Below are 18,356 nucleotides of genomic sequence, written 5' to 3' on the forward strand. Positions count from 1 at the left end.
GTGGACCCGCGCGCGACGGTCGCCGAGCAGGCCGGCTCGGTCGCGGCGGCCTGGTCCCCGCCGGACGCCCCGCCCAGCTGGTGGCTCACCGCCGCGACCTTCACCGCCATCGCCGAGGACGACGAGCTGCTCGACCTGGCCGCGGCCATCCCGCTCGACCGGCTGCCGCCGCTGCTGCTCAGCGCGGCGATCCGGTTCGCCCTCGACGAGCACGCCGAGGACCCGCTGACCGCCTACTACCCGCGGCCCGGCGCCACCCAGCCACCGGAGGACGACGGCTTCCGTCCGGCGCTGCGGGCCTTCGCCCGGGCCCACGGCCCCGAACTCACCGAGCTGTCCGGAGAGCACCGCTACCAGATGAACGAGGTCGGCCGCTGCCTCGACGTCCTCCCCGCACTGGCGGCCATCACCGCCGGCGACCCGCGACCCCTCGCCCTGGTCGACCTCGGCACCGGCGCCGGGCTCACCCTCCACCTGGACCGCTACCGGTACACCTACCGCCTCCCCGACGGCGCCACGATCGACGCCGGCGACCACCACTCCCCCGTGCACCTGTCCTGCGCCGTCCGCGGCACGAGAAGGCCCCCGGCCCGGCTCCCCACCATCGCGCACCGGCTCGGCGTCGACGTCGAACCGCTCGACCTCACCGACCCCGGCACGGCGCGGTGGCTGGCCGCCTGCGTGCCGCCCGAGGTGGACGCCGTCACCCGGTTCGCCGCCGCCGTCGACGTCGCCAGGCAACACCCCGCGCCCACGCTCCGCGGCGACCTCGTCGACGTGCTACCCGCCGTGGTCGATCGGGTGCCGCACGACGCCCTGCTCTGCCTCGTCGACACCTACGTGCACGTGTTCCTGCCGCCGGAGCGCCTGGCCGCCTTCCGGGACGCGGTTCCGGACCTCGGCCGCGACGTCGAGTGGATCTCGGTCGACCCGCTCGTCCCACTGGGGCCGGCCGCGACCGGCACCGTGCAGGGCCTCGACGTCCCGCCCGACTGGCTGCGCGACAACCGGGACGGCGGAGTGTTCGGCGTGATCGGCCGGGTGAGCGTGCGGGACGGCGAGCAGCGCGGCACGGTGCTCGGCCGGGCGCACCCCGGCGCTGCCTGGCTGGAGTGGACCGCCGCACCCAGCCCGTGACCGTGGGTCACGGCGCAAGTGAGCCCTGACGGACGGTCAGCAACCCCGGTTGACGTGGTCAGCCGGCCGCGAGGACGCTCCGCTGACCGCGTCCGCGCACGCGGTCAATGGGCACGACGCGCTCGGGCGTCGTGCCGCTCCCCCCACCCGCGTGTCCCGCCCGGAGGCAGCCATGTCCGCGAGAACAGTCCGCCGTGCCCTGGTGCTGGGCGCCGCCGTCGCAGCAGCCACGACGCTCGCCGCACCGACCGCGCTGGCCGCACCCCCGGCGCAGGTCGAGCCCGTCACGGTGACCCTCGACTCGGCCGAGATCGGCGACGCCCCCGGCACCGTCGTCCTCAGCGGCACGGTGACCTGCGACAGCGCGGCCGAGGCGGCGGTCTTCGGGGACGTCGCCCAGGTCCAGGGCCTCGACATCGCGCGCGACTTCTTCGGCATCCCCGTGCAGTGCTCGACCACGCCCACCACCTGGACGGCGACCACGATCGGCGCGCTCCGGGTGTTCCTGCCGGTGGAGACGCACATCACCGTCAACGCCCAGTACTGCACCGTGGAGCTCTGCCACACCGCCACGACGCGCCAGACGCTGGTGCTCTCCGACCCCGCGGACGCCGGCGCTCCGTCAGAGGTCGGCAACGCGGCCGCTGCTGGCGACGAACTACTGGTGACGAGGTAGGCGTCAACAGATCACGGCAGCAGCCAGGTCGGCCTGGCCCGTGCCCGCCCCATGGCCTGGACCAGCCGCCGCTTCACGACGGGTCGGGACTCCACCACCGTAGGTCTCGAAACTCGCCCGGACGGTTCTACGGCTCCGGCTACAGGACGGAGACCGGGATCGCGTCCCCTCCGCCGGGGTAGCGTCGCCGCCCTTCGTTCGAGAGCCGGGGGAGGCGTGATGGCAATCGAGCTGGTGCCGCTGTGCACTCTGCACATCCAGTTGAAGCCACCGATCGAGGTCGGATCCGGGCCGGCCGGAACGCGGCTGATCTTCGAGGTCGAGAGCGTGAAGCTGGACGGGGACCGCCTGAGCGGCGAGATGATGGGCTCCGCAGCCGCTGACTGGCTGGTCGTCGGACCGGAGGGCACCGGGACGCTCGACATCAGAGCCACGTTCCGCACGGACGACGGTGCGATCGTCTTCGCCCAGTACCACGGGCGAGTCGACTTCTCGGAGGGCGTGAACCTGCCCGTCACCATCTACGTCGCCCCGCGCTTCGAGACCGGGGACGAGCGCTATGCATGGCTCAACCGGATCCTGGCGGTGGGCAAGGGAGTGGTCCACGAGGACCTCACGCTCGACTACGAGTGGTACGAGCTGCGCTAGCCCCCCCGAGGTGCCCCGAACGGGTCGGGTGGGACGACGACCCGGGAGGGGCCCCGCCCGAGCGGGCTCCTCCGTACTGGTGCCTGCGTCAGACCACGAGGACGAGGGCCTCAGTCCCGGGCGGACCGGCGCATCGACCACATCTGCGCCGGCCGCTCGAACTGGGTGGCGACCTCCCAGCTCACCGCGCCGTTCACGACCTCGCGGCGGAAGTTGCCCACCGCGACCCGCGCCAGCTCGGGGTCGGCGGCCACGCGGGCGGCCAGCTCCATCGCGCGGTCCTCGACGGCGCCGTCGTCCACGGCTTCCCACGCCAGCCCGAGCTCGGCGGCGCGGGCACCGGAGACCTCCTCGCCGAACAGCGCCATCGCCGCCGCGGCCTCGCGGCCGACCAGCCGGGACAGGATCACGAAGTGCCCGCCGCCCGGGTGCATCCCGCGCTTGAGGAAGCCGGCGATCAGCCGGGCGTCGCGGGCGATGATCCTCAGGTCCGCCGCCAGCAGCATGTTCATCCCGGCGCCCACCGCCGAGCCGCGGACAGCGGCGACCGTCGGCACCTTGACTTGGCCCAGCCGGTAGAAGGAGTCGTATATCGCCGACATGCCCTCGTAGGCCTCCGGCGTCGCCGGGTCGCGGCCGGCGGCGGTCAGCGTCGCGATGTCCCCGCCCGCGCAGAACGACTTCCCGACGGCCCGCACGACCAGCGCGCCGATCTCCGGCCGCGCGTCCACCTCGTCGAACAGCCCGATCAGCTCGCGGGCCATCCCCGGCGTCAGGGCGTTGCGGCGGTCGGGTGCGTTCAGCGTCACCACCGCGACCGCACCGTCGACGTCGAGCAGCACCTCACCGGAGCCGGAACCGGCCACGAGAACCCCCCTCCGCACGCAACCGACCCCTCCGCCGGCTGACACCCGGAGGCATCAGACCACGCCCGCGACCGAGGTCACCCTTCGACCCGGAACCCCGAGGGGCGTCCGCCTCTGGCGCCGGCCGGCCGGCCGCGGCGAGGGTCGGCGAGTCACGACACCCGGCGTGAGGAGGGGCTGCCGTGTACCTCACCCAAGGCCTGCACCGTCACGTGCAGCAGCGCCCGGACGAGATCGCCACCGTCTGCGCCGGCCGAGTCCGGACCCACGCCGAATCCGTCGACCGCATCGCCCGCCTGGCGGCCGCGTTGTCCGAACTCGGGGTCCGGGACGGCGAGCGGGCCGCGATCCTGAGCCTGAACTCCGACCGCTTCTCCGAGTTCCTCGGCGCGACGCTGTGGGCGGGCGGTGTCGTCGTCCCGGTCAACATCCGGTGGAGCGTCCTCGAGATCGCCGACTCACTCGCCGAGGTCGACGCCCGCCTCCTCCTCGTCGACGACGCCTTCGCCGCCTGCGTCGAGGGCATCAGGGAACGGCATCCGCGCCTCGCCCACGTCGTCCACTCCGGCGACGGCCCTCCGCCCGGCGGCATGCTGGCCTTCGAGGACCTCATCAGCGCCTCCGCCCCGATGGAGGACACCCGCCGCGGTGGGGACGACCTCGCCGGCGTCTTCTACACCGGCGGCACCACCGGCCGGGCCAAGGGCGTGATGCTCAGCCACGACAACCTGCTGACGTCGGCCATGGCCTTCCTCGCCACCGAGCACATGTCACCGGGGGGCCTGGTCTTCCTGCACGCCGCCCCGATGTTCCACCTCGCCGACTTCTCGGCCTGGGTCACCGGCGGCGTGATCGGTGGCACCCAGGTGATGATCCCGGCGTTCGACCCGGTCGCCGTGATGGCCGCCGTCCAGGCGCACGAGGTCAACGACCTGCTGCTGGTCCCGACGATGGTCCAGCTGGTGGTGGACTCCCCACGGCTCGAGGAGTTCGACCTCACCAGTGTCCGGTGGCTGATGTACGGCGCCTCTCCCATGTCCGACGCCCTGCTCGGCCGCGCGATGAAGGCGCTGCCCAACGCCCGCTTCGTGCAGGCGTACGGGATGACCGAGCTCGCGCCGATCGCCACCCTCCTCACGCCGGAGGACCACGAGGACCCCGCGCACCGGCGCTCCGTCGGCCGCGCCGCCCACTGCGCCGAGGTGCGCATCATCGGGCGGGACGGCGTGGAGCTCCCCCGCGGCCAGGCCGGCGAGATCGTCGTCCGCGGCGGCAACGTCATGCTCGGCTACTGGAACCGGCCTGAGGAGACCGCCGAGGCCCTGCGCGGGGGCTGGATGCACACCGGCGACGGCGGTCGGATGGACGACGACGGCTACGTCCACCTGACCGACCGGCTCAAGGACATGATCATCTCCGGCGGTGAGAACGTGTTCTCCGTCGAGGTGGAGAGCGTGCTCGGCCAGCACCCCGCCGTGGCCACGTGCGCGGTCATCGGCGTCCCCGACCCGACGTGCGGCGAGCGGGTGCACGCCGTCGTCGTCCCGGTCGCCGGGGCCACCGTGACCCTCGAGGAGCTACGCGGCTCCTGCGCCGACCGGCTCGCCGGCTTCAAGGCACCGCGGTCGATGGAACTGGTCGACGCGCTCCCGCTCTCGGCCGCCGGGAAGGTGCTCAAACGCGAGTTGCGCAGGCCCTACTGGGAGGGCCGAGAGCGCGCCGTCCACTGACCGTCCGCTGGGGTCAGACCCTGGCGGGCATCCGGTCGGACGGTCGGCGGCGCACGGAGTTCATCGTCCGGGCGGCGGCGCGGGCCAGGCGGATCGGCCCGGTGTCCCACTGCTGCCGCGGCTCGGGCAGCGAGGGCGCCACCGCGGTCGGGACGGCGGGGGCCGGCGGCGCGAAGGCCGCCATCCGCTCGGCCAGGGCCGCCGCCTCGGCCGCCCGCTGCCGCGCCCGGATCGTCTCCTTCTGCCGCTCGATCCGCTCGCGCTCGGCCATGAGGAGCAGCTCCTCCTTCTCGCGGGCCACCGTCCGCCGCGAGTCCTCCTCCAGCTCCGCGACCTCGAGGTCGCCGGAGTCACGGAGCGCCGCGAGCTTGTCGTACGCCGACGGCGGGCCGAAGTTGAGCAGCAGCTTCATGAGCACCGGCAGCAGCTCGATGCACATGAACAGCAGCGACAGCATCGTCTTGGCCGCCCAGAGGGTGCCGTTGGAGTCGCTGAGCCGGTCGAGCGCCTCCAGCCGGGCGAGGATCCCGCCGGAGCCCTCGTTGGTCCCGTCGAACGACGACTGCAGCCGCGTCTGCTCCGCGGTCAGCCGCTCGTACTCGGAGCGGTTCGTCTCCAGCGACGCCGCGGCCTGTGAGGCGGAGCGCCCCTCCGCGGCCGACGCGGCCGCCATGGCGGCGTCCAGCTCGGACTTCGCCGAGGCCACGACCGCGGCCTGCGTGTCGGCGGCCGCGCGGGCCTGCTCGTACGCCGTCCCCGTGCCCGCGTCGCCGGTGCCGCACGTGCCGTCGAGCTCGCACTGCGCCTTGGCCTGCAGCTCCTGCGACGTGGCCAGCGCCTGGTCGTAGGCGGCCTGCTTCGCCGTCACGTCGGCGTGCACCGCCGCGAGCGCCGGGTCGCTCTCGCCCCCGGTCGCCACGATCGACTCCTGGGTCGCGATCTCCTGCTGCAGCTCCGGGAGGCCGGCGAACCGCGCGTCCGTCTCGAGCGAGGTCCGGTAGGCGTCGGCCGCCTCGGCCTGCATCGTGACGATCTCGGTGTCGATCTCCTTGTGGAACACCTGCAGGGTCAGCGGCGTCGCGACGACGACGCCGAGCACCAGCGCCAGCCCGACCCGCGGCACCGCCATCACCACGTTGCGCTTGAGCGACGCGTCGTGCGCCATCCCGACCAGCAGCATCCGGTCGAGGTTGACGATGACCGTGCCCCAGCCCAGGCCGACGAGCAGGGCGAACGGCCACCACACGCCCAGCGCCATGTGCACGGCGAACGCCGCCGACAGGACGGCGAGCCCGCCCGTGCTCAGCAGGACGCCGCCCAGCGCCACGAACCGCGGCCGCGCACCGGGCGCGGCCTCCAGGACGTCGGGACGCGCGCCACCCAGCACCGCCAGGCCGTCACCGAACCGCCGATGTCGAGACATCCGGCGTCACCTCCGCGGGCGACGGGGGTCGAGGATCTTCCGTCGCCTCACAGGGCTCATCGGCAGTCGCGGCCCCCGGGCGGACGGCGTCGTCACACCCGCCACACCAGCGTCACGCGCTCACCGCTCAGACGACGGCGTGCTCCCGGAGTTGCGCCTGGACGTGCGGCGGGAGCCCCACGTCGACGAGGACCTCACCCAGGTTGAAGTACGTCCCGCCCCGCTGCGTCCGGGCCGCGGTGATCGCCTCGGCATGCGCGAGGTCGATGCCGGCCACCTGCGCGATCAGCGCCGCGGGAGCGGTGTTGAGGTCCACCAGGCCACCGTCGTCGTAACCCCGCCCGAGGTCGGGCCGCCCGATGCCGAGCTCGCGCGCCAGGGCGGGGTCGCTCGCGTGGAGCTGGCGGGCCTCCACGCGCCGCTGGCGCGCGGCCAGTGCCCGGGCCACCGCCGGGTCGGCGGCCGTCGTCCGCGGGAGCGGGGTCCCGTAGACCTCACGCCGGAGGCCCCTGAGTTGCAGGCAGCCGACCACCACGACCGCGATGACCGTCAGGCCGCCGATCGTGCTGATGGTCGGGTTGCCGGGCGAGCCGTCCGGGTTCGGGTCCGGCGTCAGGGCCAGGAGCACCACGAGGAACGCGTCGACGGCCGTGTAGGTCAGGGCCAGCCGGACCAGCGCCGGGCGTCCGAGCCGCCGTGCGGCGTGCCAGAAGGGGACGGCGGCGAGGAGGCCGGCCGTCAGGATGGGAACGGCGAAGTACCAGCCGCCCGCGGACAGCCGCTCCGCGATCGACCGCTGCCCCGGCGAGCCGGTGCCCGCTCGCTCGGCGCCGGCGCGGGAGCCGGACGGGTACCGCGACGACTCCGTCACGCGTCCTCCTGGTGCAGTGGGTGCGGCGAGCCGGGGCCCTGGCGTGGCTCCGGCGGGAAGCTGACGGTGACACGCCGCTCCCCCGGCGCTGCACAAGGTGACCGCGCGCGTCACCCGATGGGCTGCTTCGTCGTGCAGTGGATCTTGGTGTATGGACGGCCCTTCTCGTCGATCGACGTGCCTCCGGAGCCGTACGCCCGGCAGCCGGTGTAGCCGTCGTACCCGCCGGAGGAGCCACCGCCGGAGGACCGGGACCCGGATCCACCGCCGGACGCGCCGGACCCCGACCCACCACTCGACGAGCCCCCGGACGACGGACTCCCGGACGACGAGCCACCGGACGACGAGCCCCCGGACGACGAACTCCCAGACGACGACGAACCGGACCCGCCGGAGGACGACCTCGACCCGGCCGATCCCGACCCCGTCGAGCCGGAGCCCCCCGAGGACCGTGTGCGCTCGGTCTCCGCGGCCTGCCGGGCCGCCTCCTCCGCGGCCCGGCGTGCTCCCTCCTCCGCCGCCTGTCGCGCTGCCTCCTCAGCGGCCTGCCGCTCTGCCTCCAGGCGCGACTCCTCGACGGCGCGGGCGGCCTGGTTCCGGCTCTGGGCGGCGCGGACCCGACGGTCGACGTCGTCCACCCGGGCGCGCAGCCGGGTGATCTCGACCGCGTCGAACGCAGCGAGCGGGAAGACCCGCCGGTCGCCGTCGAGGAACCCGATGAGCGTCGTCGCGGCGGCGGCCACCTCCGCGAGCTCGGAGGCGTGCGCCTCGATCGCCTCGAGCCCGGCGCCCTGCGCCGGCTCGTAACCGGCCACGGTGGCCGCCGTCGCCTCCAGCTGCGCCACCTGGGCCGGGACGGTGCAGGTCACCTCCTCGGAGAAGAGGCCCCGTCCCAGGGAGCGGGCCTCCTCCTCGGCCGCCTGGACCTCGGCGTGGAAGCGGGTGTTGTCCCCGACGGACATGGCGACCCCGAGACCGGCCCGGGCGATCTCGGCGTTGACCAGCGCGTCCCCGAGGAAGACGCCTGCGAGCTCGCGGTCGTAACCGTCGAGCCGCTCCTCGTCGTACTCGAGGCGGACCTCGGTGCCGACCGGCAGACGGTCCCGCAAGAAGGCGGTCGCCTCGGGGCCCATGCACTCGACGGGTTCCTCCGGGTCGACCGACTCCGGGGTGTCGACGTTGAGCAGCCGGACCCGGTGCTCGGCCCCGTCGTAGGAGACGTCGATGGTGTCCCCGTCGACGACGTGGGTGACCGTCGCGGTCGTGCCGTCGTCACTGGACGCGATGGCGATCCCGGTCGCCACCGTCGCGCCCACCGCGATGCCCGCCAGGACCTTTCCCAGCCCTGCGCCCGTCAGACCTCCTGCCACACCCGTCCCTCGTCACTCGCCCCGCTGAGAACCCCGCGAGGCTAGGGGCCGACCGGGCCTCTCGGACGAGCGGCGACCACGAGGTCATCCGCGCGGGTGACGATCCGCCGGTCGGCTGGCGGATCGGCGGTTGCGCCGCCCATCCGCGCGGCGCAGGCTCGGGCTCCCCGTCGCCCGGAGCCGACATGCCCCCCCGCCGCCGCACCGCCGCGGCGCTCGCGCTCGCCCTGCTTGCGGCCGGCTGCACGGGCGGGGCCCCCGATCCCCCGGTCCCCGCGCCCACCGTCCTGGCCACGCTCGACCTGGACACCGCTGTAGGCACCGACGTCCGCCTGTACGACCTCGCACCCGGACCCGACGGCGTGCCGGTCGCCCTCGTCGGCGACGCGGACTCCAGCTGGCTGGTGCGCATCACCCCCGGCGAGGACGGCCCGGCCACCGCCACGGCGACGCCCATCCCCCTCGTCCCGCCGCAGTCCCGCCTCGTGATCGCTCCTGACGGGACGGCGGTCGTCGCCGGGGAGGACCTGCTGACCGTCCCGCCCACCGGGCAACCGGCCGTCACGCCCCTCGACGGCGGACCGCCCGACGCCGCCGTCCTCGACGGCTCGACGCTCTTCCTGGCCGGCGACGGTCTGCTGCGAGCCGTCGACGTCGCGACCGGCGCCGTCGTCCGGACGGCGGAGGCACCCGCCACCCGGCTCGCGGCCACCCCCGACGGACGGCTGGCCGCGCTGCTCACCGTCGACCGCCCGGCCGGCGGCACCGGTGCCGCGCTCGCCTTCTACGGCGCCGACCTGCGGCCCGACGGCGCGCCGGTCGAGCTCGTCCCCGAGCGGCCCAGCTCGCCTGCCGCGCTCCAGGTCACCGCGGAGGGCACCGCGGTCGCCACCGTGCACCTCGGCGCGGCCCGCGCGGTCGGGCGGCTGGTCACCGTGGCGGACGGCGAGCTGCGCACCTCCACCGACCTGGACGGCGCCGGCGACTCCGCCCTCGACCTCGCCGTCGCCCCGGACGGCCGCACCGCCTCCGTGCCGCTGGCCGACCTGCAGTACCCGGCCGAGCTGGTCACGGTGGACCTCGACTCCGGCGAGCGGGTGGGCCAGGTTCAGATCTGCGACGGCACCGCCGTCCTCGGCGCCGTGGCGCCGGCCGCCGACGGCCGGGCGGTGACGGTCACCGGCGCGTGCATCGACGGCGACGGTCCGCAGGTGAGCGCCTTCGTCGTCGGGTGAGGGCAGGTCGCGGCGACCGGCATATCGTGCTCGTGCTCAGCCTGCCGACGAGGGACCCGAATTCGGCGTTCCGCGATGCCAGAGAGCCCATGACGCGAACCACCATGTCGGCTCAGGCTGACCGCGCGGCCAGCCTGGGCCTGTACGCGTGCGGCGGGAACGGCGCTGAGCGAGGCGCCAGTGCCGACCCGGACCTGCCCCCACGACCTCGTCACCCACGGTGAGCCCGATTGCCAGAGACGAACGACCCTGAAGCGACCGCGGCAACAACCTCATGAACCAATCCCCCAACAGGGTGGCATTGCCGATCTGCATACTTTGGGGGAATTGATGCTCACCTGAAGAATCGTCTGCGGAGCATCATCCAGCACTACACGGTAAGGCGTAGCGACTCCGCCGGTGAACCGGTCTGGTCGCGTCCGCCCCCACCAGTGGTGAGCCCTCTAATAGACACAAGCCGGCTCGACATCCCCGTTCCACTCCTCGTTGATCGGGGTCGAAACGGGCCGGGCCGAACAACTGCGGTACGTGGGATGAGGACCGAGGACGGGCCGTTGGCCAAGGCTTGGCACCTGTCGTCCGATCCCCGCTGAGCCGCCCGCAGTGCCTCACAGGGCACTAGAGCAGTTGGACGCTATTGCGACACTTGGCGCGCGGCGATCAGAGCCTCCACCGCGTCATATCCACTTGCGGCTACCGAGAAGCCCTTCCCATCCTCAGTCTGGAGGTGATAGGCACCCTTCACCTTGAATATGAACCGGACAAAATCAACGTTCATCCAGAGCTCGCCCTTCTTGTATTCCACGGGGATGAACGTGGTCATCGAGACGCCTCTCGTCCGGGTGCGGTGCAGGTCCGACGATTGTGGCATCACTGAGGTCACCGAGCTCGCAGTCCGAGGAGTCGGTGCAGCGGCGTGGCGTCGTCCAGCGGACGGGTGCGGGCCGCCGATCCGCCGTCCGGGGCTCTGGCTGCTTCCGCTCAACGACCGGGTGGACCTTCGTGCCCGTTCGCCTCGAGTGCGCCGGGGTCCGTGCCGTACAGGTCGACGACCGACGGAACGACCGGTTCCGGGACGACGCCGTCGGCACCACCCGTCACGAGAGGACGTCAGCCATGAAGCGGCCATCCACACGTTGGATCAGCGGTGCGGTCATCGCCACCGCACTCGCCGGGGGGATCGTGGCCGCACCCGCCGCGGCCGAGGCGGCGGTCAACTACTTCGACGTCACGGCGACCGTCACCGGGAACGGCTCGGCCACGTGCCCCAGTGGCGCGAAGGTGACCGGCGGAGGGTTCAAGGTCCCTACGGACTACTTCGGGACCCTCAGCAGCCGGGAGTACAAGGTCACCAGCAGCTACCCCTCGGGCAGCTCGTGGCGCGCCACGGCGACGGTCGTCTACGGCAACTACTTCTCCAACAGTGGGTGGCAGTTCCGCAGCTCCTCGTACACTCCCAGCGTCTACGCGATCTGCGTCAAGTAGCAGCCGGCGGCGCCGGGACGGGTCCGGAAACGGCCTGCGTCCCGGCCGTCGGGTTCCTAGCGTCCGGGGCCATGTCGTTCCCCGTCTCCGAGCTCGCGGGCCTCGACCCGGACGCCTCCCTCGACGACCTCGAGCCGCTGCGCGAGGTGATCGGCGTGGCCCGGGTGGTCGCCGTCGGGGGGAAACGCCCACTACACCAGCGAGTTCGCTCGGGCGCGCCACCGCGTGCTCCGCTTCCTCGTCGAGCGGTGCGGGTTCACCGTGCTCGCCTACGAGTCCGGGTTCAGCGAGGGGTTCACGCTCGACGAGTGGGTGCAGGGCGACCGTCCGGACGACGAGCTGCCCGCGCTCGCCGAGGAGTGCATCCCCGCCGGCACGGCCCGGCCCGCCGAGGTGTGCGCGATGTTCCACTGGCTCCGCACGCACCCTCCCGCGGTGCGGTTCGCCGGGGTCGACGTCCCCTCCGCGGCCGGCTCCCTGCTGCCGTCGCTGCACCCGCTCGCCGAGTACCTCGACGCGGTGGACCCCGACGCACGCCGGCTGCTCGACCCCGCCGTCGAGATCGCCACCGGCATCGCCGGCCGGACCCAGGCCCAGGCGGCTCCGGCCTACCTCGCGCTGGCCCCGGACCGGCAGGACGCGCTGACCGCCGCCCTCAGCCGGCTCGCCGACCGTCTCGACGCCCTCGCACCGACCTACGTCGACAGCGGCGGGCGGGCCGCGTTCGACGTGGCCCGGTGGCGGCTGGAGGGTGCCCGCGCTGCAGACTCCCAGCTGCGCGCGATCGCCGGCGCCGTCGCCGGGACCGGGCTGCCCGCGGCCGCGACCTCGCGCGAGCGGTACCTGGCCGCCACCGTCGGCTGGTGGCTCGACCGGCTCGACCCCGGTGACCGCGTCGTCCTCATGGCGCACAACGCGCACACCCAGCGCACCCCGGTCGTCTACGGCGGCGAGCTCCAGGTGCTGCCGATGGGCCTGCACCTGGACCGGGCGCTCGGCGCGGACTACGTCCCCGTCGCGCTGACCAGCGGCGGCGGGCGGACGGCGGCGCTGTACCCCGACGCGGACGTCGGCCCGTACGGCTTCCGGGTCGAGGACACCGCCCTCGGCCCGCCCGAGCCCGGCAGCATCGAGGCGGCGCTCGCCGGTGCCGGCCTCGCGCTCGCCGACCTGCGCCCCGCCCGCGGCGACGGCTCCGGCCCGGACCGCATCCGCCTGGACGCCGACCACCTCGTCACGCCGGTGGTCGACGCGTTCGACGCCGTCGTCCACGTCCCCGAGTCACACCTCGCCGCCGACCTCGGGTTCTGAGCCGGGTCACCGCACGGCGGCGACCGTGCTCGCGAACGCCTCGTCCATGTCGTACACCGGCTCGAACGTGATGTGGACCGCGTGCCCGTAGTTCTGCAGGTGGTGCGTCTGGTACGCGACGAATGCCTCGGGGTCGTCCACCTCGACGAGGATGTAGCCACCCCAACTGGTGCCCCACGTCTTGTGGTGGGTCACGCCGCGCTCGACCCCGCCCCAGTTGCCGGACTTCGCGAACGACCGGAACGCCTCGGCCCACGCCGCGTCGATCTCGGCCTTGCTCGCGCCGTCGCGGTAGACGAAGCGCTGCAGGTACACCTGGCCCATCGGGTGCCTCCTCCGTCCCGGGAGGGCCACTCGCGTGACCCTGCCGTGGTCACGGTGCGAGCAGGCTCCCACCGGGGCGGGCAGGCCTGTAGAGGACGAGGTCCTGCGCGCCCCTACGCCGGCGGGCGCCAGTCCGGGTCGCGGCCGGTGAGGCCGAGCAGCCGGTGCAGCGGCGGGGCGTCGTCCGGCACGGGCACCGGCGGGCCGAACAGTCCCGGCTGCACCGGACCGGCCGCGACCTGCTCGGCGAAGCCCGTGGCCGCCTCCACCGACGACGGGTCGGCCGCGTAGTCCTGGCCGGTGGCGACGGCGAGGTCCCAGCCGTGCACCAGCACCTCGTCGAGCGCCACGGCCGCCGCCACGTGCGCCGGCATGGTGACCCCGCCGGCCTCGGCGGTCCCCTCCCAGGCCTGCGGACGGCGCCACGCGGCCACCAGCTCGTCGAGCTGCGCGGGGATCCGGGTGCGCCAGTCCGGCGTCAGGTCGTCCGCGGACGGCTCGGGAGCGCCCGGCAGCGGCGTCTTCTCCGCCGCCATCCGGAACGCCAGCGTCAGGCCCGCCAGGTGGTCGAGGACGCCGGCCACCGGGATGTCGGACGGCGTCGGTGCGCCGAGCTGGTCCTCCCGGATGCCGGCGACCACCCGCTTGACGACCTGTGCCTGCGGACCGAGGTCCAGCTGCGTCATTCGCATGCAGGGTCAGACCGCGCGACGGCCCGGAAGTCACCGGCGTCACCCGGCACGACCGTCTGTAGCCGTACGATGACGGTTCGTCGACCAGGGAGTGCTCCAGGCCCATGGCCCACGTCCCGCCGGACCGCCGGCCCACCGCACGTTTCCGCCGCATCCGCAGCTCGCAGCCGAGCTGGGTCCCCGACGACCCGTGGATGCCCGACCCCCGGTACCCCGGGGACGACGCCGCGCTTCCCGGCCCGTACGCCCCGGCGCCCGACACCGAGCGCCCGCGGCGCCGGCCGTGGCAGCGCGTCATGCCGGAGCCGAGCAGTCGGCCCGAGCGCCTCGATCGTGAGCCCCGGCGGGGGCGGGCGCCCTGGCGGGGGCGGAGGCTCGTCCGGCGCATCACCCGCGTGCTCGCCGTCGTCGCCGTCGTCCAGGCAGTGATGGTCCTGTCGCTGCGCTGGATCGACCCGCCGACCACCGCCTTCATGGCCGCCAACCCCGGCGACGTGGTCCAGCAGTCGGTCCCGATCGAGCACGTCTCGCGCAACTTCCTCGCCGCGGTCGTCGCGCACGAGGACGCCCAGCTCCCCTACCGCTCCGGCGCCTTCGAGTGGGACGAGCTGATGGCCCGCGCGCAGGCCCACCTCGCCGGCGAGGAGGACCCGTCGGGTTCGACCATCCCCCAGCAGGTCGCGAAGAACCTGTTCCTCAACCAGGAGATGAGCGCCTGGCGCAAGGCGGTCGAGGCGGGCCTGTCCATGGAGGTCGCCTACCTGCTCGACACCCGCCGGATCCTCGAGCTCTACGTCAATTACGCCCAGTTCGGACCGGCCCTCTACGGCGTCTGCGCCGCCAGCTGGTACTACTTCGACACCCCGCCGCAGGAGCTACCGGTCGCCCAGGCCGTGCAGATCGTCGGCCTGCTTCCCTCTCCCGGCCACGTCCGCCGCGCACCCGGCGGCGGGCTGGACTTCGACGTCGAGGACGGCATGGGCTGGCTCTCCCGCTCGCACGTCATCAACGCGCAGAACCGGGTGCCGCGGCACATCGAGGCCCGCGGGTTCAAGCCGGTCGAGGACCTCGGCCTGACCGGTCTCGCCGCCGACGAGCCGGCCTCGGACGACGACTGCTCGACCCGTCCGCAGGCGGTCGCCGACCTGATCGCCGCGGAGGGCACCGCCTGACCGCTTGCCGCTCCGAACGGTCGGCGGGAAGGTGAGCGCCATCACAGGGCCCCAGGGGCGCCGCCACACCGGGAGGAGCGACCGCTTGTACGCGCGATCCACCAGCATCCGAGGCAACCCCGACACCATCTCCGACGCCGTCACCTACCTGCGCGACGAGGTGCTGCCCCGCATCTCGCAGACCGAGGGCTGCGTCGGCCTGTCCGTGCTCGCCGACCACGACGGCGGCCGCTGCGTCGTCGCGACGGCGTGGGCCGACGAACGGGCCATGCGCGCCACCGCCGAGGAGGACCGCGCCGTCCAGGAGCACCTCCTGCAGGTGCTCGGCGGCTCCCACGCCGACGTGGCCCAGTGGGAGATCGCGATCCTCCACCGGGACCGCCCGTCCGGGGACGGCGCCGGCGCGCAGGTCACCTGGGCCCGCATCCCGAACAACCACGTGGACGACCTGCTCGAGGCCTATCGGAGCAACCTGATGCCCAAGCTCCAGGAGCTGCCCGGCTTCTGCAGCCTGAGCATGCTGGTCGACCGGAAGCAGGGCCGGACGGTGAGCGTCACCAGCTTCGAGAGCCGTGAGGCCCTCGGTCTGGTGCGCCGGCACGCGCGGTCGCTGCGCGAGCAGTTCGCCCGGGCCATGGGCGCCAAGATCGTCGACGTCGCCGAGATGGACCTCGCCATCGCCCACCTGCGGGCACCCGAGACCGTCTGACCGGGCCTCCGGCCACCCCGGGCCGCACCTGGTCCTCCCCGGATCCTCGTGCTCTGCATGCGAGAGGCACGCAGAGCACGAGCTCCCGGGGAGAAAGGTGCCCCACCGGACCTTCGTGCTCTGCATGCCAGAGGTACGCAGAGCACGAGCTCCCGGGGAGAACAGGGCCCGGCGGACGCTCGTGCTCTGAATGCCAGAGGTACGCACAGCACGAGCATCCGCAGGGGAAGGGTCCCCGGAGTGCGGCCGGGGCCGGTCGGACGCTCCCCGACGAGCAGGCAGCGGCGCCCCCGGTCCCGTTCCGCGGGACCGGGGGCGCCGCCGTGCTCGTGGGGCTGTCGCCCTATGCCGACGCGCTCGCGCGCAGAGCGGCGATCCGCTGGTCGGCCACCTCCACGACGGCGGTCAGCCCCGCGCTGACGACGTCGAGCGGCTTCGGCCAGATGTGCGACTCGACCTCGGGGAGGGTCAGCGGCGGCAGGCTCCGTGCAGCCGGGAACGCCTCGGGGCCGGCGGCGAGGACGGTGTGGACGGCCGCACGGAGCTCAGCGGGGTCCCGCTGCGTCGACCAGGACGGCACGGGCTCGGTGAACGGGTCGAAACCGTAGACCGCCGTCCGCTCGGCGCGCGCCGCCCGCACGATCCGCTTCTGCCGGACGGCCATGACGACAGCCGCCACGATCGAGGCGAAGAAGGCGACGAACGTCACGGCCTGCCAGAAGCCCTCGGTCATCCCGTTCGCGATGAGCACGGCCACGACCAGGGCGATCCCGACGGCAGGACGGCCGAGGAGGAGGCGCCGCGGCTCGATCGCCTCCGGGGACACCCGCTCGGCGACAGCATCCCGCCAGGCCTGTGCCCAGGTCTGGTCGGCGTGGTCGATGACCTGGAGGACGTGCGGGGCGGCGGCCGCCCACGCGGTGTAGGCCTGGCCGTCGGGCGTCTGGCTCCACTGGGCGATCTGGAACCGGCGCGCCTGGTCCATCTGGGCCCGGGCGAGGTCCTCCTGCCGCTGTGCGCTCGCGTTCAGCTCCGCCAGTCGCGAGTTCGTCTCCGCCGCCTGGTCCAGCTGCGCCTGCGCGTACATCAGGCCGGCGGCCCGCTGGTCCTGCGCCGTCGTCGCCCGGCCGGCCGCGCACGACGGGCAGCCCGGCTGCGAGAAGATGTGTCCGCACCCTGCCATGGGAGCTCCTCACGTGTAAGGGAACCCGGTGGTTCCTCATCACGCGACTTCTCGGCCACACCCGGCGCTCCTTGAGCGTCGGGACCGGTTCAGGCCGCCCACGTCCCCCCACGGGGTGAGGTGCACGCGGCGTTCGAGGCCGTCAGCGGGCCCAGCGACCCCGGCACACCTCGCCCGGCGCCCGCCGCGGGGTCGCCGACCGGCGACCGTCGGAGCGGTCAGTCCCGCATCGAGCGGATCGCCAGCGCGGCCGCGCCGTAGGCCAGCGAGCTGCCGATCGCCCGCACCGAGGTGGCCCGCCCGGCTCCGCGGGCCGCACCCAGCGCGGTGAGCACGTCGAGCGCGTTCGTCGCGGCCACCACGGCCAGGCCGCGGTCGACCTCCTCGTCGGTGCGCGCGGTCAGTGCCAGGAGGGCGACGGCCAGCGCCCGGCTGCCGAACAGCCGCTGCAGCTGCAGGCCGGCCGGCGTGACCGGGACGCCGTAGGACCGGGCGACCGCCCGCGGCGCGAGGACGCTGGCGAGCCCGAAGGCCGCCCCTGCGGCACCCAGTGCCCTCGCCATCGACTGCTTGGACGTGGTCGCGACGGTCGTCGCCACGGCGATCCCCCCTCGGGTCGACCCCAACGCCTGGGCTCGCGCCGCAGTCAACCAGCAACGCCGCCCCCGCGCACCGGCACGCGTTGCTAGCGTCGGGCCATGCCGGCCTCCGTGCCGCCCGACGTCACCCTGTCGTTCCAGCCCACGGCCTGGGGGGTCGTGCGCAGCCGGGTCGTGGGGACGCCGCGCCCGGGCGTCCCCGAGGTGGTCGTCGTCCCGGGGCTGGCGGTGGCCAACTACCTGCAGCCGGCCCTGGGCGAGCTCGGCAGGTGGACCCGCGCGCACCTGGTCGAGCTGCCCGGCTTCTCCGGCAGCGGGGAGCCGCCGCACCCCATGGACGTCCCCCAGTTCGCCGACGCCGTCGTGCAGTGGCTGGACGCCAGCGGCCTCGAGCGCGTGGTGCTGGTCGGGCACTCCAGCGGCACCCAGGTGGCGGCCCGGGTCGCGGTCCGCCGTCCGCAGGCCGTCGGGGCACTCGTCCTGGCCAGCCCGACGATGGACCCGCGCTTCCGCAGCACCCGCCGGATCCTGCTGGCCTGGCGCCGCAACTCCGCGTTCGAGCCGAGGAGCCTCGACGAGCAGCACACGCCCGAACGTCAGCGGGCCGGCCTGCGCCGGGTGCGGCACGCGCTCCGGGTCCACCTGGCCGACGCCCTCGAGCACGTCGTCCCGCAGGTGCCGGTCCCCGTGCTGGTGCTCCACGGCGACCACGACCGCATCTGCACGGTCGACTGGGCCCGCGAGCTGAGCGAGCTCGCCCCTGACGGCCGGTTGGCGACCGTGCCCGGCGCGCACAGCTTCGTCTGGACCACGCCGGCGGCCTGGTCCGAGCCCATCGAACAGCTGGCCCGCGCGACGGCGTGACGGGCGGCCCTCGGGACGAAGGAGGCCCTGTGCCGCCGGCCGCGTCGGTGCCAGCATCGGC

The 18,356-nt window shown here is 74.1% G+C and carries 19 protein-coding genes; 10 read left to right on the plus strand and 9 right to left on the minus strand.

Annotated features, from left to right (window positions below; translation table 11 throughout):
• From ACI79C_RS03300 to ACI79C_RS03310, 3 genes are all read left to right on the plus strand, one after another.
• On the plus strand, positions 1-1,137 hold the full coding sequence (locus ACI79C_RS03300; protein WP_456944178.1) for a DUF2332 domain-containing protein: 1,137 nt from the start codon (positions 1-3) through the stop codon (positions 1,135-1,137).
• Between the two features lie 172 nt (positions 1,138-1,309).
• The gene (locus ACI79C_RS03305; protein ID WP_456944179.1) at positions 1,310-1,813 is read left to right on the plus strand and encodes a hypothetical protein; all 504 of its coding nucleotides are present in this window, start codon (positions 1,310-1,312) and stop codon (positions 1,811-1,813) included.
• 219 nt (positions 1,814-2,032) lie between these two features.
• Positions 2,033-2,461 carry a DUF3237 domain-containing protein gene (locus ACI79C_RS03310; protein ID WP_456944180.1) on the plus strand — a complete coding sequence of 143 codons (429 nt, stop codon included), beginning with the start codon at positions 2,033-2,035 and terminating at the stop codon, positions 2,459-2,461.
• A gap of 110 nt (positions 2,462-2,571) precedes the next feature.
• Here ACI79C_RS03310 and ACI79C_RS03315 read toward each other — a convergent pair whose 3' ends face one another.
• Complete coding sequence (locus ACI79C_RS03315) at positions 2,572-3,327, minus strand: enoyl-CoA hydratase/isomerase family protein (protein WP_456944181.1); 756 nt, start codon at positions 3,325-3,327, stop codon at positions 2,572-2,574.
• Positions 3,328-3,509: 182 nt separating this feature from the next.
• On the opposite strand from ACI79C_RS03315, the gene ACI79C_RS03320 reads away from it, so the two are divergent.
• Positions 3,510-5,057 carry a long-chain-fatty-acid--CoA ligase gene (locus ACI79C_RS03320; RefSeq protein ID WP_456944182.1) on the plus strand — a complete coding sequence of 516 codons (1,548 nt, stop codon included), beginning with the start codon at positions 3,510-3,512 and terminating at the stop codon, positions 5,055-5,057.
• Positions 5,058-5,070: 13 nt separating this feature from the next.
• Here the strand turns inward: ACI79C_RS03320 and ACI79C_RS03325 are convergent, their stop codons facing one another.
• The 3 genes from ACI79C_RS03325 to ACI79C_RS03335 all read right to left on the minus strand — a co-directional run bounded on the left by ACI79C_RS03325 (position 5,071) and on the right by ACI79C_RS03335 (position 8,721).
• Positions 5,071-6,480 (minus strand): DUF4407 domain-containing protein, encoded by a 1,410-nt coding sequence (locus ACI79C_RS03325; protein ID WP_456944183.1) that lies wholly within the window; start codon positions 6,478-6,480, stop codon positions 5,071-5,073.
• A 127-nt stretch (positions 6,481-6,607) separates the two neighbouring features.
• The gene (locus ACI79C_RS03330; RefSeq protein ID WP_456944184.1) at positions 6,608-7,351 is read right to left on the minus strand and encodes a helix-hairpin-helix domain-containing protein; all 744 of its coding nucleotides are present in this window, start codon (positions 7,349-7,351) and stop codon (positions 6,608-6,610) included.
• Positions 7,352-7,461: 110 nt separating this feature from the next.
• Positions 7,462-8,721 carry a thermonuclease family protein gene (locus tag ACI79C_RS03335; RefSeq protein ID WP_456944185.1) on the minus strand — a complete coding sequence of 420 codons (1,260 nt, stop codon included), beginning with the start codon at positions 8,719-8,721 and terminating at the stop codon, positions 7,462-7,464.
• Between the two features lie 185 nt (positions 8,722-8,906).
• Between ACI79C_RS03335 and ACI79C_RS03340 the strand changes: the two genes are divergently transcribed.
• The gene (locus tag ACI79C_RS03340) at positions 8,907-9,956 is read left to right on the plus strand and encodes a hypothetical protein (RefSeq protein ID WP_456944186.1); all 1,050 of its coding nucleotides are present in this window, start codon (positions 8,907-8,909) and stop codon (positions 9,954-9,956) included.
• A gap of 634 nt (positions 9,957-10,590) precedes the next feature.
• Here ACI79C_RS03340 and ACI79C_RS03345 read toward each other — a convergent pair.
• Positions 10,591-10,779: a hypothetical protein gene (locus ACI79C_RS03345; protein ID WP_456944187.1), complete on the minus strand. Its 189-nt coding sequence runs from the start codon at positions 10,777-10,779 to the stop codon at positions 10,591-10,593.
• Between the two features lie 293 nt (positions 10,780-11,072).
• Here ACI79C_RS03345 and ACI79C_RS03350 point away from each other — a divergent pair, with 293 nt between their 5' ends.
• Positions 11,073-11,441 carry a hypothetical protein gene (locus ACI79C_RS03350; RefSeq protein WP_456944188.1) on the plus strand — a complete coding sequence of 123 codons (369 nt, stop codon included), beginning with the start codon at positions 11,073-11,075 and terminating at the stop codon, positions 11,439-11,441.
• 225 nt (positions 11,442-11,666) lie between these two features.
• Positions 11,667-12,752, plus strand: coding sequence for an erythromycin esterase family protein (locus ACI79C_RS03355; protein WP_456944189.1), 1,086 nt, complete (start codon positions 11,667-11,669; stop codon positions 12,750-12,752).
• Positions 12,753-12,758: 6 nt separating this feature from the next.
• Here the strand turns inward: ACI79C_RS03355 and ACI79C_RS03360 are convergent, their stop codons facing one another.
• Positions 12,759-13,076 carry a DUF3303 domain-containing protein gene (locus tag ACI79C_RS03360; RefSeq protein WP_456944190.1) on the minus strand — a complete coding sequence of 106 codons (318 nt, stop codon included), beginning with the start codon at positions 13,074-13,076 and terminating at the stop codon, positions 12,759-12,761.
• A 113-nt stretch (positions 13,077-13,189) separates the two neighbouring features.
• Positions 13,190-13,762 carry a TIGR03086 family metal-binding protein gene (locus tag ACI79C_RS03365; protein WP_456944191.1) on the minus strand — a complete coding sequence of 191 codons (573 nt, stop codon included), beginning with the start codon at positions 13,760-13,762 and terminating at the stop codon, positions 13,190-13,192.
• 110 nt (positions 13,763-13,872) lie between these two features.
• Here ACI79C_RS03365 and ACI79C_RS03370 point away from each other — a divergent pair, with 110 nt between their 5' ends.
• Complete coding sequence (locus ACI79C_RS03370; RefSeq protein ID WP_456944192.1) at positions 13,873-14,940, plus strand: transglycosylase domain-containing protein; 1,068 nt, start codon at positions 13,873-13,875, stop codon at positions 14,938-14,940.
• Positions 14,941-15,025: 85 nt separating this feature from the next.
• The gene (locus ACI79C_RS03375; RefSeq protein WP_456944193.1) at positions 15,026-15,649 is read left to right on the plus strand and encodes a hypothetical protein; all 624 of its coding nucleotides are present in this window, start codon (positions 15,026-15,028) and stop codon (positions 15,647-15,649) included.
• 343 nt (positions 15,650-15,992) lie between these two features.
• On the opposite strand, the gene ACI79C_RS03380 is transcribed toward ACI79C_RS03375, so the two are convergent.
• Complete coding sequence (locus ACI79C_RS03380; RefSeq protein WP_456944194.1) at positions 15,993-16,832, minus strand: hypothetical protein; 840 nt, start codon at positions 16,830-16,832, stop codon at positions 15,993-15,995.
• A 218-nt stretch (positions 16,833-17,050) separates the two neighbouring features.
• Entirely contained in the window at positions 17,051-17,431 is a 381-nt protein-coding gene (locus tag ACI79C_RS03385) for a hypothetical protein (RefSeq protein ID WP_456944195.1), read from the minus strand.
• Positions 17,432-17,530: 99 nt separating this feature from the next.
• On the opposite strand from ACI79C_RS03385, the gene ACI79C_RS03390 reads away from it, so the two are divergent.
• Positions 17,531-18,295 (plus strand): alpha/beta fold hydrolase, encoded by a 765-nt coding sequence (locus ACI79C_RS03390; protein WP_456944196.1) that lies wholly within the window; start codon positions 17,531-17,533, stop codon positions 18,293-18,295.
• Positions 18,296-18,356 lie beyond the last annotated feature (61 nt).

The organism is Geodermatophilus sp. SYSU D00697 (assembly GCF_054050175.1).

Excerpts from the sequence above, each read along its gene's own strand:
- ACI79C_RS03360 (WP_456944190.1), bottom strand. The coding sequence starts at position 13,076 with ATGGGCCAGGTGTACCTGCAGCGCTTCGTCTACCGCGACGGCGCGAGC.
- ACI79C_RS03370 (WP_456944192.1), top strand. The coding sequence starts at position 13,873 with ATGGCCCACGTCCCGCCGGACCGCCGGCCCACCGCACGTTTCCGCCGC.
- ACI79C_RS03380 (WP_456944194.1), bottom strand. The coding sequence starts at position 16,832 with ATGGCAGGGTGCGGACACATCTTCTCGCAGCCGGGCTGCCCGTCGTGC.
- ACI79C_RS03390 (WP_456944196.1), top strand. The coding sequence starts at position 17,531 with ATGCCGGCCTCCGTGCCGCCCGACGTCACCCTGTCGTTCCAGCCCACG.
- ACI79C_RS03345 (WP_456944187.1), bottom strand. The coding sequence starts at position 10,779 with ATGACCACGTTCATCCCCGTGGAATACAAGAAGGGCGAGCTCTGGATG.
- ACI79C_RS03325 (WP_456944183.1), bottom strand. The coding sequence starts at position 6,480 with ATGTCTCGACATCGGCGGTTCGGTGACGGCCTGGCGGTGCTGGGTGGC.
- ACI79C_RS03350 (WP_456944188.1), top strand. The coding sequence starts at position 11,073 with ATGAAGCGGCCATCCACACGTTGGATCAGCGGTGCGGTCATCGCCACC.
- ACI79C_RS03310 (WP_456944180.1), top strand. The coding sequence starts at position 2,033 with ATGGCAATCGAGCTGGTGCCGCTGTGCACTCTGCACATCCAGTTGAAG.
- ACI79C_RS03340 (WP_456944186.1), top strand. The coding sequence starts at position 8,907 with ATGCCCCCCCGCCGCCGCACCGCCGCGGCGCTCGCGCTCGCCCTGCTT.
- ACI79C_RS03365 (WP_456944191.1), bottom strand. The coding sequence starts at position 13,762 with ATGACGCAGCTGGACCTCGGTCCGCAGGCACAGGTCGTCAAGCGGGTG.
- ACI79C_RS03305 (WP_456944179.1), top strand. The coding sequence starts at position 1,310 with ATGTCCGCGAGAACAGTCCGCCGTGCCCTGGTGCTGGGCGCCGCCGTC.